Consider the following 18742-nt stretch of genomic DNA (forward strand, 5'->3'; position numbering starts at 1 on the left):
ATTGTAATCCCTTGTTTTTATTGTTTTCTACTCATGGTTTAGAGGTGTTTAACCTTGTACCTGAATTTGAGTGTAGTGATTGTTAGGGGTAGAGTAAACCGAGAAGGTACAAGACGAAAAGGGATTTAAGGTAAAAAGTTGTTTTTGGATACTATACATTATTAACAGTGCCAAGAAAAATTGGCTGCCAAGTTCATATACGAAGCAGCTCTTCGATAATTACCATTACACTTAGTGTTGCTAACACCCTAGCTTGTGCTGACAGGAGCCTATAACGCCTTTGTTTTTAGCGCGCCATATTCGTCCAAAACTTGCTCGCCATCTTCCTTAAAATACGGACCCATAGGCCATTTATCGAGTAACGCTAACACCGATTCGCTTGGTCGACATAACTTCACGCCTTTAGGTGAGCAGACGATTGGCCGGTTTACTAGTACCGGATACTTAAGCATGGCTGTTATTAGGGCTTCATCCGATACTCCAGCCTCAAGCAGCCCAAGCTTGCGGGCTGGAGATTTTGTTACTCTTAGTGCTTCACGCGGTGAAATATCGGCCGCAGCGAAAAGTCCTAAAAGCTGGTTACGTGTCCATCCTTCCTTTAAGTATTCAACGATAATTGGCGTATACCCAGCATCTCGAATAATCTTTAATACGTTCCTTGAAGTACCACAGTCTGGGTTGTGGTGAATGACTATCATAACTCAACCTTTTTCATAAAAATTAAAGTTAATTACCACCCAATTTAGACTCAGCTTGCAGCAAATAGGGATGTGTAAATTGGTATCATTGAGCGTTTACTCTGTGAACCAATGTCGCGTATGGTTTGCAAGCCACACCAGTGAAAGCATGACGGGAACTTCGACTAAAACTCCAACAACTGTGGCTAATGCTGCACCTGAATTTAGCCCAAAAACCGAAATTGCAACGGCTACTGCTAACTCAAAAAAATTAGATGTGCCTATCATGCAAGCAGGTGCAGCTATGCTATGTGGCAGCTTCATTTGTTTTGCCATAAAATAAGCAATAGCAAATATACCGTAGGTTTGAATAAGTAAAGGAATGGCGATGAGTATAATTGCTTGTGGTTTGTCCAAAATAGTCTTTGATTGAAATCCGAACAACAACACAACAGTTGCCAATAAGCCAACGATTGACCAAGGTTTCATAGTTGCTAAAAATTGCTTTAATCGAGAGTGGTCATTTGCGTCGTCGAGCTTCTTTCGAGTGATTGCACCAATCACCAGAGGAATTAGCACGTAGAGGACGACAGACAGAAATAGTGTTGTCCAAGGGACTGTAATATCAGTCACGCCTAGTAAAAAGCCTGCGATAGGCGCAAAAGCAAATATCATAATAATATCATTGACCGATACTTGCACTAGCGTGTAGTTTGCGTCGCCTTTAGTGAGTTGGCTCCAGACAAACACCATCGCTGTGCATGGTGCAACACCCAGCAGTATCATGCCTGCGATATATTCTGTTGCTGTTTGTGGGTCTACCCAATCAGCAAATATCCCCTTAAAGAATAGCCAGCCAAGAAATGCCATGGTAAATGGTTTTATTAGCCAATTAATGATCAGTGTGAGGGCGAGGCCTTTGGGTTTTTTACCTACATCTTTCAGTGAAGAAAAGTCAATTTGCACCATCATGGGGTAAATCATTAACCAAATAAGCACCGCAATAACTAAGTTGACGTGCGCATATTCAATACCAGCTATAATAGCAAATGCATCCGGTACAATACTTCCAAATAAGATACCTACCACAATGGCAATACCTACCCACACCGACAAATAGCGTTCGAATAAGCCCATGTTACCTCCTTAGATATCACCTTGGTTAACGCGCTGACTTAATTGCTCTGCGGATTCAACGCGTTCTGAATAGCGGTTGACGAAGTAGTCCTTATTATCGCGAAGTAATAACGTGAACTTTATCAACTCCTCCATTACATCGACAATTCGGTTGTAATAAGAAGATGGCTTCATCCGATCATTTTCATCAAACTCAAGAAAGGCTTTTGCCACGCTGGATTGGTTAGGAATGGTGACCATGCGCATCCAACGACCAAGAACCCTTAACTGATTCACCACATTAAATGACTGAGAGCCACCGCATACCTGCATAACAGCTAATGTTTTCCCCTGGGTTGGGCGTACGGCACCTATACTCAGAGGGATCCAGTCAAGCTGACTTTTAAAAACACTTGTGATTGAGCCATGCCGTTCTGGTGAACACCATACTTGTCCTTCTGACCATATCATGAGCTCTCTAAGCTCTTGAACCTTGGGATGATTCTCATCACCTGTGTCAGTTTGTGGTAGACCTTCAGGATCAAAGATTTTTACCTCGGCTCCCATGTGTGTAAGCAGGCGAGCACTCTCTTCAATAACCAAGCGGCTAAACGAACGCTCTCGCAGTGAACCGTATAGCAAAAGTATGCGGGGAGCATGTTTTTTTTGGGTGCTAAGGCACTTGTCTAATGCTGGAATATCAAACTGTGATTTATCAATGTTCGGTAGTGTGTTGTCCTGAAACATAATGTATTGTGCTCCTAATCTCGTTTATTTAGCTCAAAGTAGAGCAGGAGAGATGCATATACGTCATCGTAAGCCATTTGCTAATCCTACCCACCAAACTAAGCTTGTCTGGCTATTCGTTAACACCATAGTTGCTGAAAGAAGTAACTTTCATAGTCTTTATTTGCTACTAACAAGACGATGCTTGAGCTTTTGATGCATTTAGTTTTGCTAACGCCTCAGCAAAATAACTATGATTGTGTGCAACGGTTTGATTAATAACCTCCTTTGCCCATAAGGGGAGATCTTCATGAAGCCGGTAGTACACCCATTTTCCTCGGCGTTCATCCCGTAAAATATTACATTTTCGCAATTCTGCGAGGTGGCGTGAGACTTTGGGCTGATCTAACTCAAGTCCTGCCATAAGGTCGCAAACACATGCTTCTTCAAGTTGATTGATAATTAGAACTGATTTCAGTCGGGTGTCATCGGACAGGCATTTGAAAAACTGTAACGGATTCATGAATCACATCTCTTAAATCATATATGTGAAATATGATATATGTGATTTTTCATATGTCAACGTGTTTTATTTTTTAACTGAGTTTAGGACCGGAAGGAAATCAACTCATTACTTTTTCATGCGTTACCTTTTTATAGGAAAACCAATGAATTAACGATTACAGTGTGTTCGTGTAACTATGAATCTGTTAATAAAAGCGCAGTGGGCATCTTAGGATATTGCTTGTTGATCTCTTTACTATTTTCTATGACAAAGCACTTTGTATGTTAATTGGAGATTTTTGGTGATAGCGACTGGATAGTCAGCAAGCTCTGCTTCTTCTTTACACGCCTTGTGTTGAGACACTCGTAGCTATTCACAATGTAGTCGGGCATGAGTGGTATTTTAACAAAGTTACGATATTGCCCACGGTTACCGTGATCATAAACTATATTTACTAACAAGTTATATAAACCGTTTAACTGTTATGAATAAAAATGGAAGAAGAGAGTTTTTAAGCAAAGCGGGTATAGGGCTGGCGTTATCTGCTGCGCTCATTAAAGCTCCTTATGTGTTCGCAAGAAACAGGACAACCCTCCGTGTAATGGGGACACATGTCACGTTACAAGAGCCTCTGCGTCAGCGTGCGATGAAAGAGTTGGGAATCGATATTCAATTCTATCCAATGGGCAGTGCTGCAGTTCTGCAAAAAGCTGCTGCAAATCCTGCCGCATTTGACCTTTACGAACAGTGGTCAGATTCTATAAACATACTTTGGCAAGCAAAAGCGATTCAGCCTATAGATATTGAAAGGCTTACCCACTGGCATGAAATAAACCCACTTACAAAGACGGGGAAACTTATCCCCTCTGCTAAGGTGGGGGCAGGTGATGCACCCAACAAGCTGCTGTATGTTCAAGATGACGGGACGCTTGCAAGCGACGTAACAAAAAAAATTAGCTTTCTTCCGTACGTACACAATGTTGATTCCTTTGGTTACAACACCGATTTTATAAAACAGGGGAGCCCTTATGAAAGTGAGTCTTGGGGTTGGCTATTGGATGAATCTAATGCGGGAAAAACAGCAATAGTGAATGCACCTACAATAGGGATCTTTGATTTGGCGCTCGCCGCGCAAGCAAGGGGGCTGGCTTCTTTCAAAGATATTGGAAATATGACTATTGACGAAATAGACAAGCTTTTCACAATTTTATTAATAAAAAAGCGCAAAGGACACTTCTCAGGGTTTTGGACTTCGGTTCCACAATCGGTGCAATTTATGTTGGAGAAGAGAGTTCACATTCAAAGTATGTTTTCACCTGGGGTAAGTGCCTGCAGAGGGCAAGGGTTACCGATCACATATGCCTCACCAAAAGAGGGCTATAGGGCATGGCACGGTGTTATGTGCCTGTCATCTCAGGCTCGTGGCCATGTTAAAGATGCAGCTTACGACTATATGAATTGGTGGCTTTCAGGATACCCTGGCGCATTTATCGCTCGACAAGGATATTATATCTCAAACCCAGAGCGTAGCAGACCACTAATGTCTGAGGCTGAATGGGATTATTGGTATGACGGTAAGCCTGCAGCGACAATTTTAAAAGGTACAGATGGCAAAGTTGTTGTAAATACAGGAGAATTACGCGACGGTGGAAGTTATGTCAAACGCTTTTCTAACATAGCTGTATGGAATACCGTTATGGAAAATTATGATTATAGTTTAGATCGCTGGTACGAATTACTAAACGCATAAGGCTGAGGCATGCCAATATTTTCAATAAGATCGCTTTCAAGCAAAATTCTACTGGTTTTGCTTGCTTTCGCTGCAAGTCTTACTGCTGTCTATCTATTTCTGAGCTCACACGTGGAGGTTGTTGATAATACGTTAACGAGCACGTTGAATGTATCTAAAAACTCAGTATCAGTACTTAAGATCAACAAAGAGATTGTTGAATTGCAGCGTGATATTTCTGTGTTCAGCAGTTCTGGTAGTTCCGCTATCTATGAAAAGATCGTGAGCAATCATGCGAAAATTACGATAAAGCTCACAGAAATACAGGCAAAGGTACCAAGTGAAGAAGAAAAGCGGCTTATAGATTTTCTGCTAGAAATTGTAAATAGGTATGGTAGTAACTTAAGTGTGCTTATGCAGCGTTATCAAGAAAGAAAGCATTTGCTTGAAACTCAGTTACCAGAGGTGTTTACAAAAGCTGAAGCTTATTTAAGACCACAGTTAGCTGGTGATGACATCAGTCAAAAGAAGATCACGATATATCAGATATTGGATTTATGGATGACACTTTACCGAGATGCAAATCTGTACTTAACACAGAAAGATTACAAGAAGAAAAAAGCAGTGTTTGATGGTTTGGCAGAGATAGATCGCAGGCTACTGATAAGTAAAGAGTTGAGTGATGAAAACGTGGCTAAATTACAGGCGTTATCCCACCGATTCCGCGATGTATTTAACGGCAGTATTCAAGCAAATAGAAACTATTTAACTTTAGTTAACGTTGTAATGGCTGGTGATGCAGTAGAGTTCTCAAATTTGGTAGATAAATTAAGAGCCGACTCCTTAACTAGGCTGGATAATATACGAAACACTGCAGAGGCAAAGATCTTAGAATTCGACAGAATGATAAAATCAGCGATGGTTGTGGGGATACTCTTTTTAGTATTTTTTGTTTTATTCTTTCACTTTCATATTATCCGTTCAATTAAGCGCCTTACTAAGAATTTTCAACATTGTATTGAAGGTGACTTATCGGATGAGATAAAGGATCTTGATCGAAAAGATGAAATTGGTACGTTAGCTAATGCTGCAAATCAGTTTAAATTGTTAAGTGAAGCGCTTATCGAAGCGAAGCGGGTCGCTGAATACACGTCGAAAATAAAATCTGATTTCTTAGCGAATATGAGCCATGAGATCCGCACACCAATGAATGGTATCTTAGGCATGGTAAGGCAGCTAAGAAACACGGGTCTGAACAAAAATCAAATGGACATGCTTGAACTGGTGGACTCTTCGGGAAAAAGTCTATTGGTTATCTTAAATGATATTCTTGATTTAAGTAAAATTGAGGCTGGAAAAATTGAGCTTGAGTCGCAACCATTTGAGATAGAGAAACTTTTATATGAACTTGAGCAGACAGGAAAAACGCTGAATAAGTCGTCTTCGGCGGAGCTAACAATCATGAATACGGTGCCTGCCAACTTACGTGTTTTTGATGGGGATGTCATCCGGCTTAAACAGGTGCTGCTCAATTTACTTAGTAATGCGATAAAGTTTACTGAGCAGGGAACAGTGAAGTTGCGAGTGGATCTTCAAAAGCAAGATGCAAGCAACGCAACATTAAAGTTTAGTGTAAGCGATACAGGTATAGGTATTCCACAAGACAGAATAGAAAAGCTATTTGAAGCGTTTTCCCAAGCCGATACATCAATAACTCGTCGATTTGGCGGTACTGGGTTAGGCCTAACCATTTCAAATAAGCTACTAGATTTAATGGACTCTAAACTGGAAGTGGAAAGTCGTGTGGGAGAGGGCTCAACGTTTAGCTTCACAATTACACTTCCAGTGTCAAAGGGAGTCGATAAAAAAGAGGCGCCTAAATATCAAAAACTTAGTCGTAATATTACTGAAAACATAGAAGTGCTTTTAGTCGAAGACAACAAGGTCAATCAAATTGTTACTAAGTCAATGTTAAAGGATTTAGGGCTGGTAAATATTACTCTTGCTGAAAATGGGCTTGAGGCTGTACAGCTTTGTGAAGAGCAGGACTTTGCGTTGATCTTAATGGACATGCAAATGCCAAAAATGGATGGTCCTACAGCTGCTCAACATATCCGTAAGTTAAGAAACTACCCAGATATTCCGATAATAGCATTGACTGCAAATGTACTTGAGCAGGACAAAAAACGATGTTTTGAAGTCGGAATGAACGCTTTTATATCAAAGCCTATTGATTACCAAGCGTTTGTAGAAGCAATATCTAGAGCGATAGAAAAGCCCGGAGTGACGCATTCCCCAAGTCAATCAGGCTCTGCTTAAATTTATTGAGGGTGTTCGAACTCAGTGTCAAATAGTACAAAAGTGCTCATCCATATTGAAATAGATACTTGTTATTTCTCGAAATGATCTATTTTACAAAGCTTGCTAAAGCGCCATACAAGATAGGCAGCTCAATTGGTTTTGCTATATGCGCATCAAAGCCTATTTCTAAGTAGTGCTTAACATCTTCAACCATAACGTTCGCAGTGAGAGCGATAACAGGGATCGGATTTCCCTCATTTCTGATAGCTTTTATCGCGTCAACCCCATCCATAAAAGGCATGTGTATATCCATTAATACTAAATCAAATGCCTGCTCTTTTAGAGCTTCGATTGCAAGCCGACCATTGTCGACAACGACAGCTGTTGCATTTGTCTCTTTAAGCATTGTTTTGATAAGAATTTGATTAATCTTATTGTCTTCGGCAATCAAAATACGAGTGTGTTTTAGATTAGGTGGTGTAAATGATTTTGTGCGTACAGGTTTAGATTGCGTTTTTATCTTGTCTAACGGTAGGATAATATTAACTGTAGTTCCTTTACCAGCTTCGCTAAATAAGTTTATTTTTCCATTCATCAACTTAATAAGACTTACAGTAATTGACATTCCCAGTCCCGTACCACCGTATTCCCTAGTAGTTGATGTGTCAGCTTGTGAAAAACGCTCAAAAATACGTTTTTGCGCATCCTCATCCATTCCGATACCAGAGTCTTGAACACTTAAATAAATCGCTTTTTCATTGTTATATGATTGGCAGCTGGCAATTATTTTAACTTCCCCTTTGTTGGTGAATTTAACAGCGTTAGATGCTAAATTTAGTATTATCTGCTTTACGCGCACTAAATCACCAATCCATCCGTCTTCGAAGCTATCATCTGCTGATATGACAAAGTCTATACCTTTGTTACTGACTAATGCATCTAGGTCATATTTAACAGAGTCCAAAATATCTAAAATTGAAATTTCGGTACTTTCTAACTCAATTTTATTGGATTCAATTTTTGAATAATCCAAGATATCGTTGATGATTGTAAGCAAACTCTTGGCAGAAAATACGGCGTTAGCTAAAACTTTCCCTAAATCGGGCTCTAAATTAGCGTTTTCTAGCAATTGTAACCCCCCTAAAATAGCATTCATTGGTGTACGAATTTCATGACTCATATTGGCTAGGAAGTCACTTTTTGCTTTAGAGGAATGTTCTGCTGCTAGTCTAGCCGTTTCAGATATTCTTATTGCTTCAATTTTTTCGGTAACATCATAATTTACCCCAACAACTTTTATTGCTTTGCCATTGCTTCGAATAACCTCTGCACTGGCTTTAATTGTTCTCACTTCACCGTTTGGGTGTACAACTCTGAACTCTGGTTCATAAACGCCGGTACCATCAATTGCAGCTTGCAGCTGTGCACTTGCAAATTCTATATCATCAGGGTGTACGGCACTCGCCCAAGCATCATAGACTTGTGTAAATTGTGATTCTGATATGCCATAGAGCTTAAACATCAGCTCGTCCCAGATGAGCTCACTTGTAACTAAGTCCCACTCCCAAACGCCGATTTGGGCAGAGTTATTCGCAAGCTGCATTCTGAGCGCTAAAGAATCTGCTTGGTTTCTCGCATTTTTAAGTTGCTCCTCGGTTTCTTTTTGACGAGATATATCTTGAATGACTGACCAAATAAAATCTTCGTTATTATCGTCGGTGACTTTAATACCAGATAGGAGGACATGAAAGGTATGTCCGCTTTTATGGATATATTCCTTTTTATATGGTCCGTACCTTCCTTGCGCCTTAAGGTTAATAAGTTGTTTTTGTTCTTCTTCTTGGTATTTAGGAGGTGTTATCTTCCAGTAATCAATATTGTTTAGTTCGTCTACTGAATATCCAGTCATTTTACTGAACTCATCATTTACATAGTGGAAGGCCCCATCTTTCAACGAATTGACAGCGATACCAATTGGAGCTGCGTTGACAAAGCGCTCAAACTTCATTTTCTCTTTTTGATACGCAGCTTTGTAACGCTTAATATTAGTATTTGCTTTTTTCAGTTGCTCTTTCGCGCTGTGTAGTTCCGATATGTCCCTTCCTATTGCTACGACGAGCTGCTTTCCTTGGATTTGCACTGCCGTCAATGATATTAGACAAGGGAACGTTTCGCCTTGAGTGTTGGAGTGGCTCCACGGAAAAAGCTGAGGACCTTCAGTCAGAGATTTGCTTACGTGCTCCATAGCTAGTTCTTCTGAAGCACGTCCGCATGGTTGATATTCAGGGGAAATGTCGGCAGGAGTTAGTGTTAGAAATTTACTTTTACTTTCAATGCCATGTAGTCGAACGGCTGCTTGATTACATTCAGTAAATTTACCCGTATTTATGTCTAAAATGGATAGCGCGTCGCCTGACGCCTCGAACAGCTTTTTATACTTGTCACGTTCAAAAGATGCTTCCGCTAATTGAGATTTCAGACTTTGAATTTCTTTCTCTAATTCGAGCTCAGTTTTACTTACCATGTCCATCCTAGTATGCGGCTTCAAGCGTGGTATACATATTTACCTATGGGTTTCAGTATAGGACGGGAATGGATATTCACGTAATAGAAGAGCGAAATAAATTCCTGAAAATCACTATGCGATTCAATGACCGAGCTGCAAAAAACCACAGAAGATTTTAGATAGAAAGCGATATCAGTACCAAGGCTTAACTAATCTGATCTGCGAATGATTGATGCCTTACTAGCAGCCAGTTCTAGCGCTAACAGCATTGAATTCACCTCCAATAGTCAGCTATTGGAGGTGAATTTGCTTGCTTACATCCATGTAGGCAAGGAAAAATTTTGCTATTTAGCTGTTCTAAATAAAAAATTTAATGCAGTTAGCGTCAGACTTGCTCCTTTAAATAGAGCAAGAATTAAGACTAACAGGTATTAGCTTAATCCTTAATTCATAGACAAGCCTAATTTGGCTCTACCCAAAACGCTCCAACCTCTTTTTTAACCACTTTGACTTGCGTTCCTGCAGTAATAGGTTGTTTACTTTTTAGTTGCCACGCAATACCAGAATAGGTATGAAAAATACGACTTTCTGCATTCAAGTCTTTTTCCAGCGTAAAGGTAAGCTCAGCAAAATCACTGGTTACTTCTTTGTCGTCTGTGACATCTTGCATGCGTCTTAGTGGTTTCCATAAAAACACAGCCAGTAATGTCGTGACTAACGCATTAAACCAAAGTGCAGTCAGCCAAGTTTGGTCAAGCATACCTGCATACATTAAGCCGCCACTTATCACCAGAGACAGACCTAAAAAGAACAGTACAAAGGTGGCAAAACCAAGCACAGCAACCTCAACAATTAGGCAAGCAATTCCTAGTACTACTAAGGTTTGTGCTAAATGCTCAAGTAAAAAGGCCATAGGCGTTACCCTTGCTTTTTATTTAATGTATTAATAATAGACATGCCTTGTGCCACAAGCGAACTTGCATCTGTGCCATTGTCTGGTAGCAATACCACAGAAGATTCTTTAGCTATCGCTTCTTTTGCTGCTATGGCTTTTGTTGCTAAGTCAAGCTGGATGGCTTTTTGGCCTTCTTCGGTATTTGCGGCTTCACCGACTTTACGAAGGGCTTCGGCTTGTGCGTCTGCAACGGCAATAATCGCTTTTGCTTCACCTTCAGCTCTTAGGATCTGCTCTGCCTTTTCGGCTTCAGCTGCAAGCACCTGCGCTTGCTTCTTACCTTCCGCGACGTTGATAGCGGCTTGACGGTCACCCTCTGACTCTAGTATTTGAGCTCGTTTCACACGCTCAGCCTTCATTTGTGCTTCCATTGCTTCCATTACAGAGTTTGGTGGCACAATGTCTTTAATCTCGTAGCGCAGTACTTGGATGCCCCAAGGATCAGAAGCTGAGTTGATGGCGGCGACGATGTTGGTATTAAGTAAATCTCGCTCTTCAAAGGTTTTATCCAACTCCATTTTACCCAGTTCGCTACGCATGGTGGTTTGCGCGAGCTGAGTCACCGCGAAGATATAATCGTCAACACCGTAAGTCGCTTTATACGGATCTAACACTCTAAAATAAAGTACACCATCAACAATCAATGAAATATTGTCTTTAGTTATGGCTGATTGAGATGGGACATCAACCGCTTGCTCCTTTAAGCTCCTATCGGCCGCTACGCGGTCGATAAATGGCAGAATAAAGTTTAGGCCGGCTTCTTTAGTGGATTGATACTTGCCGAAACGTTCAATAATCCACGCACGGTTCTGCGGGACAAATTTGATACTCCCTTTTAGTACCACAATAACGAAAATCAATAAAAACGCTTGGATGGTAAAAAGGTAATCAAAAATAAGTGTGACTGGATCCATGTTAGCTCTCCTACTACATAAGAATTGTTCGCATCAAATGCATGTTCCCAATATAGATGAATAACGTAAGAATAGCTATTGGTTTGTTTTCCCCTCAGTGTAACTATGATGACTGGACTTTTTGGGCAGTTTTGCATGTGGTTTGTAACGAAGTGTATAAATCATATTTATATTTAGATGTGACTAAAAAATATCGATTATTCTTCTGCTTTATAATGACATCGCTGTCATTTTTTTGTTTTGAGATGTAATTACCTCTTACTTTGTAATTAAAGACCTTAATTTATAATTTAGTTGATAACATTGCGTTGACAAATTTCATTTGTTGTATATTATGCCGTACCCTATATGGGTTTAAAGGATTTTACTACTGTGTTTGATAGAATTATAAAGACAGTGTCTTTTGGTTTTTTGTTTGCCTTGTTTAGCTTTTCTGTTAATGCACTTAGCTTGATTGAAATTAAAAAGGTAGAAGATGAAATTCGAGAGTTGCCACATCTTTCAGATCTTGGCTTGAATAAAGTACCTGGAATTGTTGTTAAATTAAATAAATTTGAGGTTGATTTTAACTCCCTTAACCCACTGCCAAATGACGCTGAGCTGCTTAAAGAGGCAATATTTAGCTGTAAAAATGCTCTAGCAAATCATGTTAATCAAGCAAAATTGTACTCGGCACTTCAGCAAGAAATGATTGATTTATCAGAAGGTACAAGTAGTTTATCACTAGTACAAAAAAGTATCATGATAAATATTCTCCTTGCAGGGCCTACAGCAATATCCTCTCAATTTTACTCTGACTATATTAACAGTGACGAAGCTGGTGGTATACGGCTTCGAGAAACACTCATGTATTTTACGCTTCATCCTAAAGCTAGTGTTAAATCAAGAATTAGTTTAATGGCAGATGAAAGCGTTCATCCTATTTTTAGAGGTCCCGCGAGCTGGGCATTTGGTAAACTATCCGCTCAAAATGATCCTGATGCAATTGCTCAACTATCAAAAGCGCTAAATCAGTCAATTGGAGACGACTTTGGCTTCGATAGTAAGTTATTAACGTTATTAGGGCTAGCTGAAATAGCTGACTTTGATTACATCAAATCAAATTATTCAAATGTTGGATTAGGGGATGAGTATCTCGCTATTGCTGAACGTTATATAAAATTAAAACGCGCCTTATCATCAGATAAAGATAAAATAATTGAATTAAACTTTAATGTTAAAATGGGGCAGTATGAAAGAGATGAAGCCATCAAGTATATATTGGAGAATAACAAAACGAACCTGCTTTCAAAATTAGGTGTTTTGTCTGATGTGGAAAATGGAACCTTTGTGATCGAAGAAGTCTCTCAACTGGCTAGTATCCTTGGTTATAGAATTTCTGGTAGTTCAGATAATCCTGTAATTACGGCTATCTAATATATTATTTTATGGTTTACTTTATGAAAAAGTATTTAACGTTTGGTCACAGTTTTCTGTGTATTTTAGTCCTAACGCTCATTGGCTGTAGTGCATTTGATAAGTCCTTTGGTTTCAGAGGCCCGATAGTTGTAACAATAGCAACCAAAGATGGTAAACAGCCTGAAGCGCCATTTTTAATTAAATCTGCGCATGTTGAGTATGGAGGTCATGGGGGAAGTGGACATAGAATGGGCTATCTTTATGAAAGAATTGGCGATGCAAACCAACCGATTTTATTTCCAAGGGAGCACTTAGATCTCAAATATCCTAACGCTTATGCATTAATCCACTTCGAAGTGTATCATCCTATGTACCATATTAATTATTCGAGTGCAGGTTTTGCCCCAAGCAAAGCTGATGACCCAATTCCCTTTACAGTTGAAGTGGTTCCGCTGGAGGCAGTTTTGGCCCGAATAGAAAAAGAGGCTGAGCGCGCGAGCTTGGCGATGGAGCAGCTCGCACCGGATAGCCCAGAATATTACCGCCAGAGTTCGTTATTTGAAAAGGCTAGGCACAGTTTAGGAACTTTGGTATCACGGCATATTGATTCCATAAAAACCGACTATTTACCAGTGCTTCCAAAAGAAATACAAAAAGCGGTGAGAGAGAAATATAACCCGATATTTAAAGAGTTATATTATCGCTATCCAGAAACCGACTGTGGGCTTCTGATGTATTGCCAAGAACAATTAAAAAAACCAAGAGAACACGAATATAATGGAATTTAAAAAAGGTAAGTGTTGTTGCTTTAAAAATTTACATTAATTATAGGGGATGGAAATTTTGTGATCGAAGAAGTCTCTCAACTGGCTAGTATCCTTGGTTATAGAATTTCTGGTAGTTCAGATAATCCTGTAATTACGGCTATCTAGTATATTATTTTATGGTTTACTTTATGAAAAAGTATTTAACGTTTGGTCACAGTTTTCTGTGTATTTTAGTCCTAACGCTCACTGGCTGTAGTGTATTTGATAAGTCCTTTGGTTTTAGAGGCCCGATAGTTGTAACAATAGCAACCAAAGATGGTAAACAGCCTGAAGCGCCATTTTTAATTAAATCTGCGCATGTTGAGTATGGAGGTCATGGGGGAAGTGGACATAGAATGGGCTATCTTTATGAAAGAATTGGCGATGCAAACCAACCGATTTTATTTCCAAGGGAGCACTTAGATCTCAAATATCCTAACGCTTATGCATTAATCCACTTCGAAGTGTACCATCCTATGTACCATATTAATTATTCGAGTGCAGGTTTTGCCCCAAGCAAAGCTGATGACCCAATTCCCTTTACAGTTGAAGTGCTTCCGCTGGAGGCGGTTTTGGCTCGAATAGAAAAAGAGGCTGAGCGCGCGAGCTTGGCGATGGAGCAGCTCGCACCGGATAGCTCAGAATATTACCGTCAGAGTTCGTTTTTTGAAGAGGCTAGATACAGTTTAGGAACTTTGGTATCACAGCATATTTATTCCATAAAAACCGACTATTTACCAGTGCTTCCAAAAGAAATACAAAAAGCGGTGAGAGAGAAATATAACCCGATATTTAAAGAGTTATATTATCGCTATCCAGAAACCGATTGTTGGAATTCAGTAACCTGCCAAGAGCAAATTAAAAAACCGAGAGTATACGAGTATAATGGACTATAAAAAAAAGTTGGGTGTAGTTGCTTTAATAAGTGCTATCAATTGGCCTTGTTTTGCTCACGATACCAATACCACTCATCCTAGAATTACTGAAGTTATCAGAAAATCACTAGAGAAATTAGATGGAGAACACTCTGCATATTATCAACTATATCAACTGCATCCAGACTATGTAATAGAGCGCTTAGGTGTTGCTCAGCAGAATGCTACGTTAAACAAACCTTATCCATACCTTTGGGGATATGACCCTCAATTCAAGACATTGAAAGATAAAAAGATGGACGAAGACGAGGCTAGCCCTGAGTACCCGGCCTTTAGAAAGAAAAGTTTAAATGTACTTGATGGTGTGGTGATGGAGGATACGCCGTTGAGCCGAGTAATGTCGCACTTTCAACATGCTTACACAGGTGCTCCTCTTTCTATGAATGACTGGCCTCTGGTTCTAAATGGCATGGTTAATATATACGGTGCATTAGAACCTAGTGAGATTACGGCTGGACGCTTTTTTAACAGTGCAATTTTAACAATGGGATATCTGAATACTCTGGATGACCTCTATGAGATGGCACCCACAGAAGAGTGGAGTTTGGAGCAGCATGGCCGGTTATTAAGTGGTGCAAAAGCAATGTGGATGTTTGGACACGCACTGCATCATGCTGAAGATATGAGTTCGATTGCTCATGTACATGGCGACGCTCATTTAACGCTGGCTCGGGATGCTCTTGGCGAACCTGATGATTACGAAGCACACTTTATTCCCAGTAAAATATTTGAATTTATAAGCGAAAAAGTAGTTGATACATGGTTCATTGATTCAAATAAAAGCAAACTCATTACTCATTCAGGCCAAATATGGGGGCGCAAAAGCGATCCATCTCATGTACATACTTTAGATAATTTGCTCGATCCCAACACCATGGCAAAGGGCATATATAATGTTCCGTTGTTTCAAGCACATCTTCCAACTGACTTTTCGGTATTTTACGAGCACGATAGAAGTTATAAAAGGCCATATAGCTTACGGGTAGAAGGAAAATACTACTTCTTCGATAGAGCCGCGACTAAAAGAACCTTTAAAAAAGCTGGCAAGCTGTGCGGATACGGTGAACTAAGCATGATGTTTTATTTTGGAGACTTAGCTGATTTTGAAGCAGATAAACGCCCAAAATTAAACCTTTGTGGTTTGGCACTTAACTTTAAATCTCGCCGACGTCTGCCTCAGTATGAAATTATGCATGCGGCCGCAAAATTCGATGAGGAGAGTGGCGAGTTTAATGCGCACCGGTTTAAGTTCAATGGATATTTCAATAGTCTAGACTCTGATTGGTGGGAGGCCTCGGCATTCGGTGGGCCTAAAGGACTCTACTATATTGAACAGACGATGAAAGGGGTGGATTACGAAAGTAATTCCAATGGAAAGTTAATAAAACCTGGTGAGCTTCTGTTAAGACCAAACTTCATCAGGAAAGATATCACAAAGCCTTTTTCTAAAGATAACCCCTTAGTTAAGACTTGCACTAAGTCTTCTGTAGAGCAAAAGCGTTGCTTCAGCGGTGATAGTTTGTTAGAGCGTTACGCTGAAGTACTTATCCCATATTCTATGAAATTTTTAACAGGCTATAGTCAGTTTTTTTACGACGTTGCCAACCTGCCTCCTTATTTGCAGCAAGTTGAGGTTGTTCAAGGAGGAGAAGCAAAGTATGGGATGAAGTGGCAAGGAAAAATAAATCGGGATGGAGACATTACGTTATTTGACGAAAATCCTTGGTTTCATCGTGATGCGAAAGAAAAATTTTATTTTATATCAGAACGATATAAGGCACAGACAATTCCACATTTGCGCTTTTTAAATCACCAAGAGGATATTACTCTTCGATTAAAATTTAACGAAGCAATACGCCATCCGAATACCGAAGGTAGCTCATTTGCTCTGGGCTTTTCTCAAAATGGCAAGGACGTCATGCTAAATACCGAAGATTTGGAATTTAGTGTATTAAACGATGGACAGTTTTCAGGTTGCACCGTTGTAAAAGCATCCACTAGACAAACGGGTAACTGCTGGGAAGTTAAGGTGAGTCCCGGGGTATTGAGTTCTTTATTTGGGGATGGTCTAAATGGTCGCGTGCAGTTATTGGTTAAGGCTGCTGACCTCAATAACCACAGAGATCAAGAAGGCAACCCAACAGATAGCCTTACTGAGGGGAGCTTATTAGATAGTACACCTAACACTCCTGCGAGACGAGTAGTGACTCGCACTGGCCCAAAATACACAGTCCATAACGAGAAATTTTCTCAAAACGAAAATCGATACTCTTGGCATTCAGGTACTTCTTTACCAGGAGAAATGTTTGGTAGTTATGCTAAAAAAGTCGGCGCATTTGCATATGACCCGGGGATCGATCGAAATCACGTATTACTCTTCGATACTACAAAACCGGAAATTAGGCTTGAAGTAAAAGCGGGAGAGATAACCGCAGAACCTAAGAAGGAGTAAAGAAATGGCATTTTCTAAAGTTATATTTCTAAGCTTGCTGCTTATTTTTAGTGAGTTTAGCTTAGCTTTGTCATTATCAGAGCAGGTACAGCTTGCAGATACAGTTGTACAAGGAAAAGTAATGTCAAAGCGGAGCGAGTGGAGAGATGGGCAAATTATTACCCTCAATCAGGTGTTAGTTCGAGACGATTTGAGTGCGTCCGCAAAAAATATACCGGCACGAAATGAGATTGTAATCACTCAGCTAGGAGGTACAGCCTTGCACCCAGTGTTAAATGTGGAGGTAACACAACATATTTCACATCAAATTTTACTCCGTGAGGGCGAAGAGGCTCTGTACTTCACCAGAAAAAGTGAACTAGGTGAGCAACGTTTAGTCAGTGGAGCTGACTCGGTGGTATTTATTCAAGGTATAGGTTCAGAGTCTGCTACGCTGCCTAAATTTAAGCAATTGAAAGTTACAAGTTATATGGCTCCTGCTGTGAGTAGCCTAGGACGTAGCCAAGAGAGCAAATCATCAGCAGCTAGCCAAGCTGTGCTTGAGCAAGAACCGTTAACTCTGGCTCTAGGAAAAAAGCGGATCAAAGAGCTGCTTAAGCAAAAGTACGGTGTAGAGGGACGAAAATGAATAATATTACAACTAAGGCATTATTACTTGCTTTGTTGATTATTAACACACGTAGCGCGCACGGTAATGAAGCAGACTCTATAGAAACCTTGAAAGCCATAATGGGTGAAAAGAGAGTCGCGCCATATCAACGAACGCAAAAGATCCCACATCGTCAAGAAGCGCTCGCTCCTTTAGCTCGAATAGCGAATCTGACAAAACCAAGAAAAGAGCCAACAGCCAAAGTTATACACTTAAAGCATAAGGCAGTAAATACAGTGAATTTCACTAATAAGTTTGTGTTAACACGTGTAGATGCTTCAGCTATTGCGTTAGGTGCCATTGGTATTGAAAGTATTAAGAACCATTCAGCGATTGCCGTCAAAGCTGAGAGTAAAAAAACAGATAAACAGACAAGTAATAAGAGCATAGATCCCAAAAAGGATATGGGGAAGTTAATAAATGAAAAGTAAAATAATAGCTGTTTTGATGTATTTATGTTGCTTTACAGCATTATCAAAACCAAATTATATACAGTTCAATGTGACACCTCACAGCAGTGAAGTTATTTTTTCACAGCCACTGAATATAGATTTTATTGATAATGCAACGTCGCATATTCGCCTTGACTCTAGCCATAATGATTTTGAAATGACGATCAAGACGTTGGCTACCAAAGGAGTGGTAATTTCTTTACCAGAAAATACGACAATGTTATCAAGTCGTCAGATGCCTGTTATCTATTCTCCTAAATGGGAACTGAACTACGGAAAATATATGCTGTCGATACCAGGCATTAGTATTTACCCAATTGCAGTGGATGCAAAACAAGGTTATAGCATTTTCAATTTAGCAAATCTCCTTTTAACAAGAAAAATTGAACGCCCTCTGAGCGAATTCTTTTTTGTAATCGGATGGTGGGATAATCAACGGGATTTAATTGATTTCCCTGTCAAGTTATTACGTGTAGAGCAAAATGACAAATTTCAAGACTACAGGCTAGAACCTCTATGTGACATTGATTTACCTCTGAAAGAAGCTATCACTTTGTTTAATAACGCGAATCAACAAGATGTGCGTGAATTAGCTGTACGACAAAACTGTATTAACTAAAC

Annotated in this window: 16 protein-coding genes; 9 read left to right on the forward strand and 7 right to left on the reverse strand. The window is 39.8% G+C overall.

Annotated elements, in window-relative coordinates; translation table 11 throughout:
• Positions 1 to 269 precede the first annotated feature (269 nt).
• From CWC29_RS21980 to CWC29_RS21995, 4 genes are all read right to left on the reverse strand, one after another.
• Positions 270 to 698, reverse strand: a complete 429-nt coding sequence (locus CWC29_RS21980) for an arsenate reductase family protein (RefSeq protein ID WP_128725473.1) — start codon at positions 696 to 698, stop codon at positions 270 to 272.
• Positions 699 to 794: 96 nt separating this feature from the next.
• Complete coding sequence (gene arsB / locus CWC29_RS21985; protein ID WP_128725474.1) at positions 795 to 1814, reverse strand: ACR3 family arsenite efflux transporter; 1020 nt, start codon at positions 1812 to 1814, stop codon at positions 795 to 797.
• 9 nt (positions 1815 to 1823) lie between these two features.
• On the reverse strand, positions 1824 to 2540 hold the full coding sequence (gene arsH / locus CWC29_RS21990) for an arsenical resistance protein ArsH (RefSeq protein WP_193554550.1): 717 nt from the start codon (positions 2538 to 2540) through the stop codon (positions 1824 to 1826).
• A gap of 169 nt (positions 2541 to 2709) precedes the next feature.
• Positions 2710 to 3042: a metalloregulator ArsR/SmtB family transcription factor gene (locus tag CWC29_RS21995; protein WP_128725476.1), complete on the reverse strand. Its 333-nt coding sequence runs from the start codon at positions 3040 to 3042 to the stop codon at positions 2710 to 2712.
• 466 nt (positions 3043 to 3508) lie between these two features.
• On the opposite strand from CWC29_RS21995, the gene CWC29_RS22000 reads away from it, so the two are divergent.
• On the forward strand, positions 3509 to 4774 hold the full coding sequence (locus CWC29_RS22000; RefSeq protein ID WP_138522858.1) for an ABC transporter substrate-binding protein: 1266 nt from the start codon (positions 3509 to 3511) through the stop codon (positions 4772 to 4774).
• Positions 4775 to 4783: 9 nt separating this feature from the next.
• A complete protein-coding gene (locus CWC29_RS22005) occupies positions 4784 to 7072 on the forward strand; it encodes a hybrid sensor histidine kinase/response regulator (protein ID WP_138522856.1) in 2289 nt (762 codons plus the stop codon).
• Between the two features lie 88 nt (positions 7073 to 7160).
• Here CWC29_RS22005 and CWC29_RS22010 read toward each other — a convergent pair whose 3' ends face one another.
• From CWC29_RS22010 to CWC29_RS22020, 3 genes are all read right to left on the reverse strand, one after another.
• Complete coding sequence (locus CWC29_RS22010) at positions 7161 to 9578, reverse strand: PAS domain-containing hybrid sensor histidine kinase/response regulator (RefSeq protein ID WP_128725479.1); 2418 nt, start codon at positions 9576 to 9578, stop codon at positions 7161 to 7163.
• A 442-nt stretch (positions 9579 to 10020) separates the two neighbouring features.
• Positions 10021 to 10473 carry an NfeD family protein gene (locus CWC29_RS22015; RefSeq protein WP_128725480.1) on the reverse strand — a complete coding sequence of 151 codons (453 nt, stop codon included), beginning with the start codon at positions 10471 to 10473 and terminating at the stop codon, positions 10021 to 10023.
• Between the two features lie 5 nt (positions 10474 to 10478).
• Positions 10479 to 11429: an SPFH domain-containing protein gene (locus CWC29_RS22020; protein ID WP_128725481.1), complete on the reverse strand. Its 951-nt coding sequence runs from the start codon at positions 11427 to 11429 to the stop codon at positions 10479 to 10481.
• Positions 11430 to 11801: 372 nt separating this feature from the next.
• Between CWC29_RS22020 and CWC29_RS22025 the strand changes: the two genes are divergently transcribed.
• The 7 genes from CWC29_RS22025 to CWC29_RS22055 all read left to right on the forward strand — a co-directional run bounded on the left by CWC29_RS22025 (position 11802) and on the right by CWC29_RS22055 (position 18740).
• A complete protein-coding gene (locus tag CWC29_RS22025) occupies positions 11802 to 12845 on the forward strand; it encodes a hypothetical protein (protein WP_128725482.1) in 1044 nt (347 codons plus the stop codon).
• 23 nt (positions 12846 to 12868) lie between these two features.
• Positions 12869 to 13615, forward strand: coding sequence for a hypothetical protein (locus CWC29_RS22030; protein WP_167815471.1), 747 nt, complete (start codon positions 12869 to 12871; stop codon positions 13613 to 13615).
• A gap of 167 nt (positions 13616 to 13782) precedes the next feature.
• Entirely contained in the window at positions 13783 to 14529 is a 747-nt protein-coding gene (locus tag CWC29_RS22035; RefSeq protein ID WP_167815472.1) for a hypothetical protein, read from the forward strand.
• Entirely contained in the window at positions 14519 to 17020 is a 2502-nt protein-coding gene (locus CWC29_RS22040; protein ID WP_138521495.1) for a hypothetical protein, read from the forward strand. Before CWC29_RS22035 ends, CWC29_RS22040 begins: the two co-directional genes overlap by 11 nt.
• Before the next feature lie 4 nt (positions 17021 to 17024).
• The gene (locus tag CWC29_RS22045; RefSeq protein WP_138521493.1) at positions 17025 to 17648 is read left to right on the forward strand and encodes a hypothetical protein; all 624 of its coding nucleotides are present in this window, start codon (positions 17025 to 17027) and stop codon (positions 17646 to 17648) included.
• Entirely contained in the window at positions 17645 to 18100 is a 456-nt protein-coding gene (locus tag CWC29_RS22050; RefSeq protein ID WP_128726253.1) for a hypothetical protein, read from the forward strand. The genes CWC29_RS22045 and CWC29_RS22050 overlap by 4 nt, the downstream gene beginning before the upstream one ends.
• Entirely contained in the window at positions 18090 to 18740 is a 651-nt protein-coding gene (locus CWC29_RS22055) for a hypothetical protein (RefSeq protein ID WP_138521491.1), read from the forward strand. Before CWC29_RS22050 ends, CWC29_RS22055 begins: the two co-directional genes overlap by 11 nt.
• Positions 18741 to 18742: the final 2 nt, after the last annotated feature.

This window comes from Pseudoalteromonas galatheae (genome assembly GCF_005886105.2).
GTDB classification, from domain to species: Bacteria; Pseudomonadota; Gammaproteobacteria; order Enterobacterales; family Alteromonadaceae; genus Pseudoalteromonas; species Pseudoalteromonas galatheae.

Bases quoted from the DNA above. Each gene is read 5' to 3' on its own strand.
- arsB (WP_128725474.1), bottom strand. From the start codon at position 1,814: ATGGGCTTATTCGAACGCTATTTGTCGGTGTGGGTAGGTATTGCCATT.
- CWC29_RS22030 (WP_167815471.1), top strand. From the start codon at position 12,869: ATGAAAAAGTATTTAACGTTTGGTCACAGTTTTCTGTGTATTTTAGTC.
- CWC29_RS22005 (WP_138522856.1), top strand. From the start codon at position 4,784: ATGCCAATATTTTCAATAAGATCGCTTTCAAGCAAAATTCTACTGGTT.
- CWC29_RS22035 (WP_167815472.1), top strand. From the start codon at position 13,783: ATGAAAAAGTATTTAACGTTTGGTCACAGTTTTCTGTGTATTTTAGTC.
- CWC29_RS22040 (WP_138521495.1), top strand. From the start codon at position 14,519: ATGGACTATAAAAAAAAGTTGGGTGTAGTTGCTTTAATAAGTGCTATC.
- CWC29_RS22020 (WP_128725481.1), bottom strand. From the start codon at position 11,429: ATGGATCCAGTCACACTTATTTTTGATTACCTTTTTACCATCCAAGCG.
- CWC29_RS22050 (WP_128726253.1), top strand. From the start codon at position 17,645: ATGAATAATATTACAACTAAGGCATTATTACTTGCTTTGTTGATTATT.
- CWC29_RS22010 (WP_128725479.1), bottom strand. From the start codon at position 9,578: ATGGTAAGTAAAACTGAGCTCGAATTAGAGAAAGAAATTCAAAGTCTG.
- CWC29_RS22045 (WP_138521493.1), top strand. From the start codon at position 17,025: ATGGCATTTTCTAAAGTTATATTTCTAAGCTTGCTGCTTATTTTTAGT.
- CWC29_RS21980 (WP_128725473.1), bottom strand. From the start codon at position 698: ATGATAGTCATTCACCACAACCCAGACTGTGGTACTTCAAGGAACGTA.
- CWC29_RS22055 (WP_138521491.1), top strand. From the start codon at position 18,090: ATGAAAAGTAAAATAATAGCTGTTTTGATGTATTTATGTTGCTTTACA.
- CWC29_RS22000 (WP_138522858.1), top strand. From the start codon at position 3,509: ATGAATAAAAATGGAAGAAGAGAGTTTTTAAGCAAAGCGGGTATAGGG.
- arsH (WP_193554550.1), bottom strand. From the start codon at position 2,540: ATGTTTCAGGACAACACACTACCGAACATTGATAAATCACAGTTTGAT.
- CWC29_RS21995 (WP_128725476.1), bottom strand. From the start codon at position 3,042: ATGAATCCGTTACAGTTTTTCAAATGCCTGTCCGATGACACCCGACTG.
- CWC29_RS22015 (WP_128725480.1), bottom strand. From the start codon at position 10,473: ATGGCCTTTTTACTTGAGCATTTAGCACAAACCTTAGTAGTACTAGGA.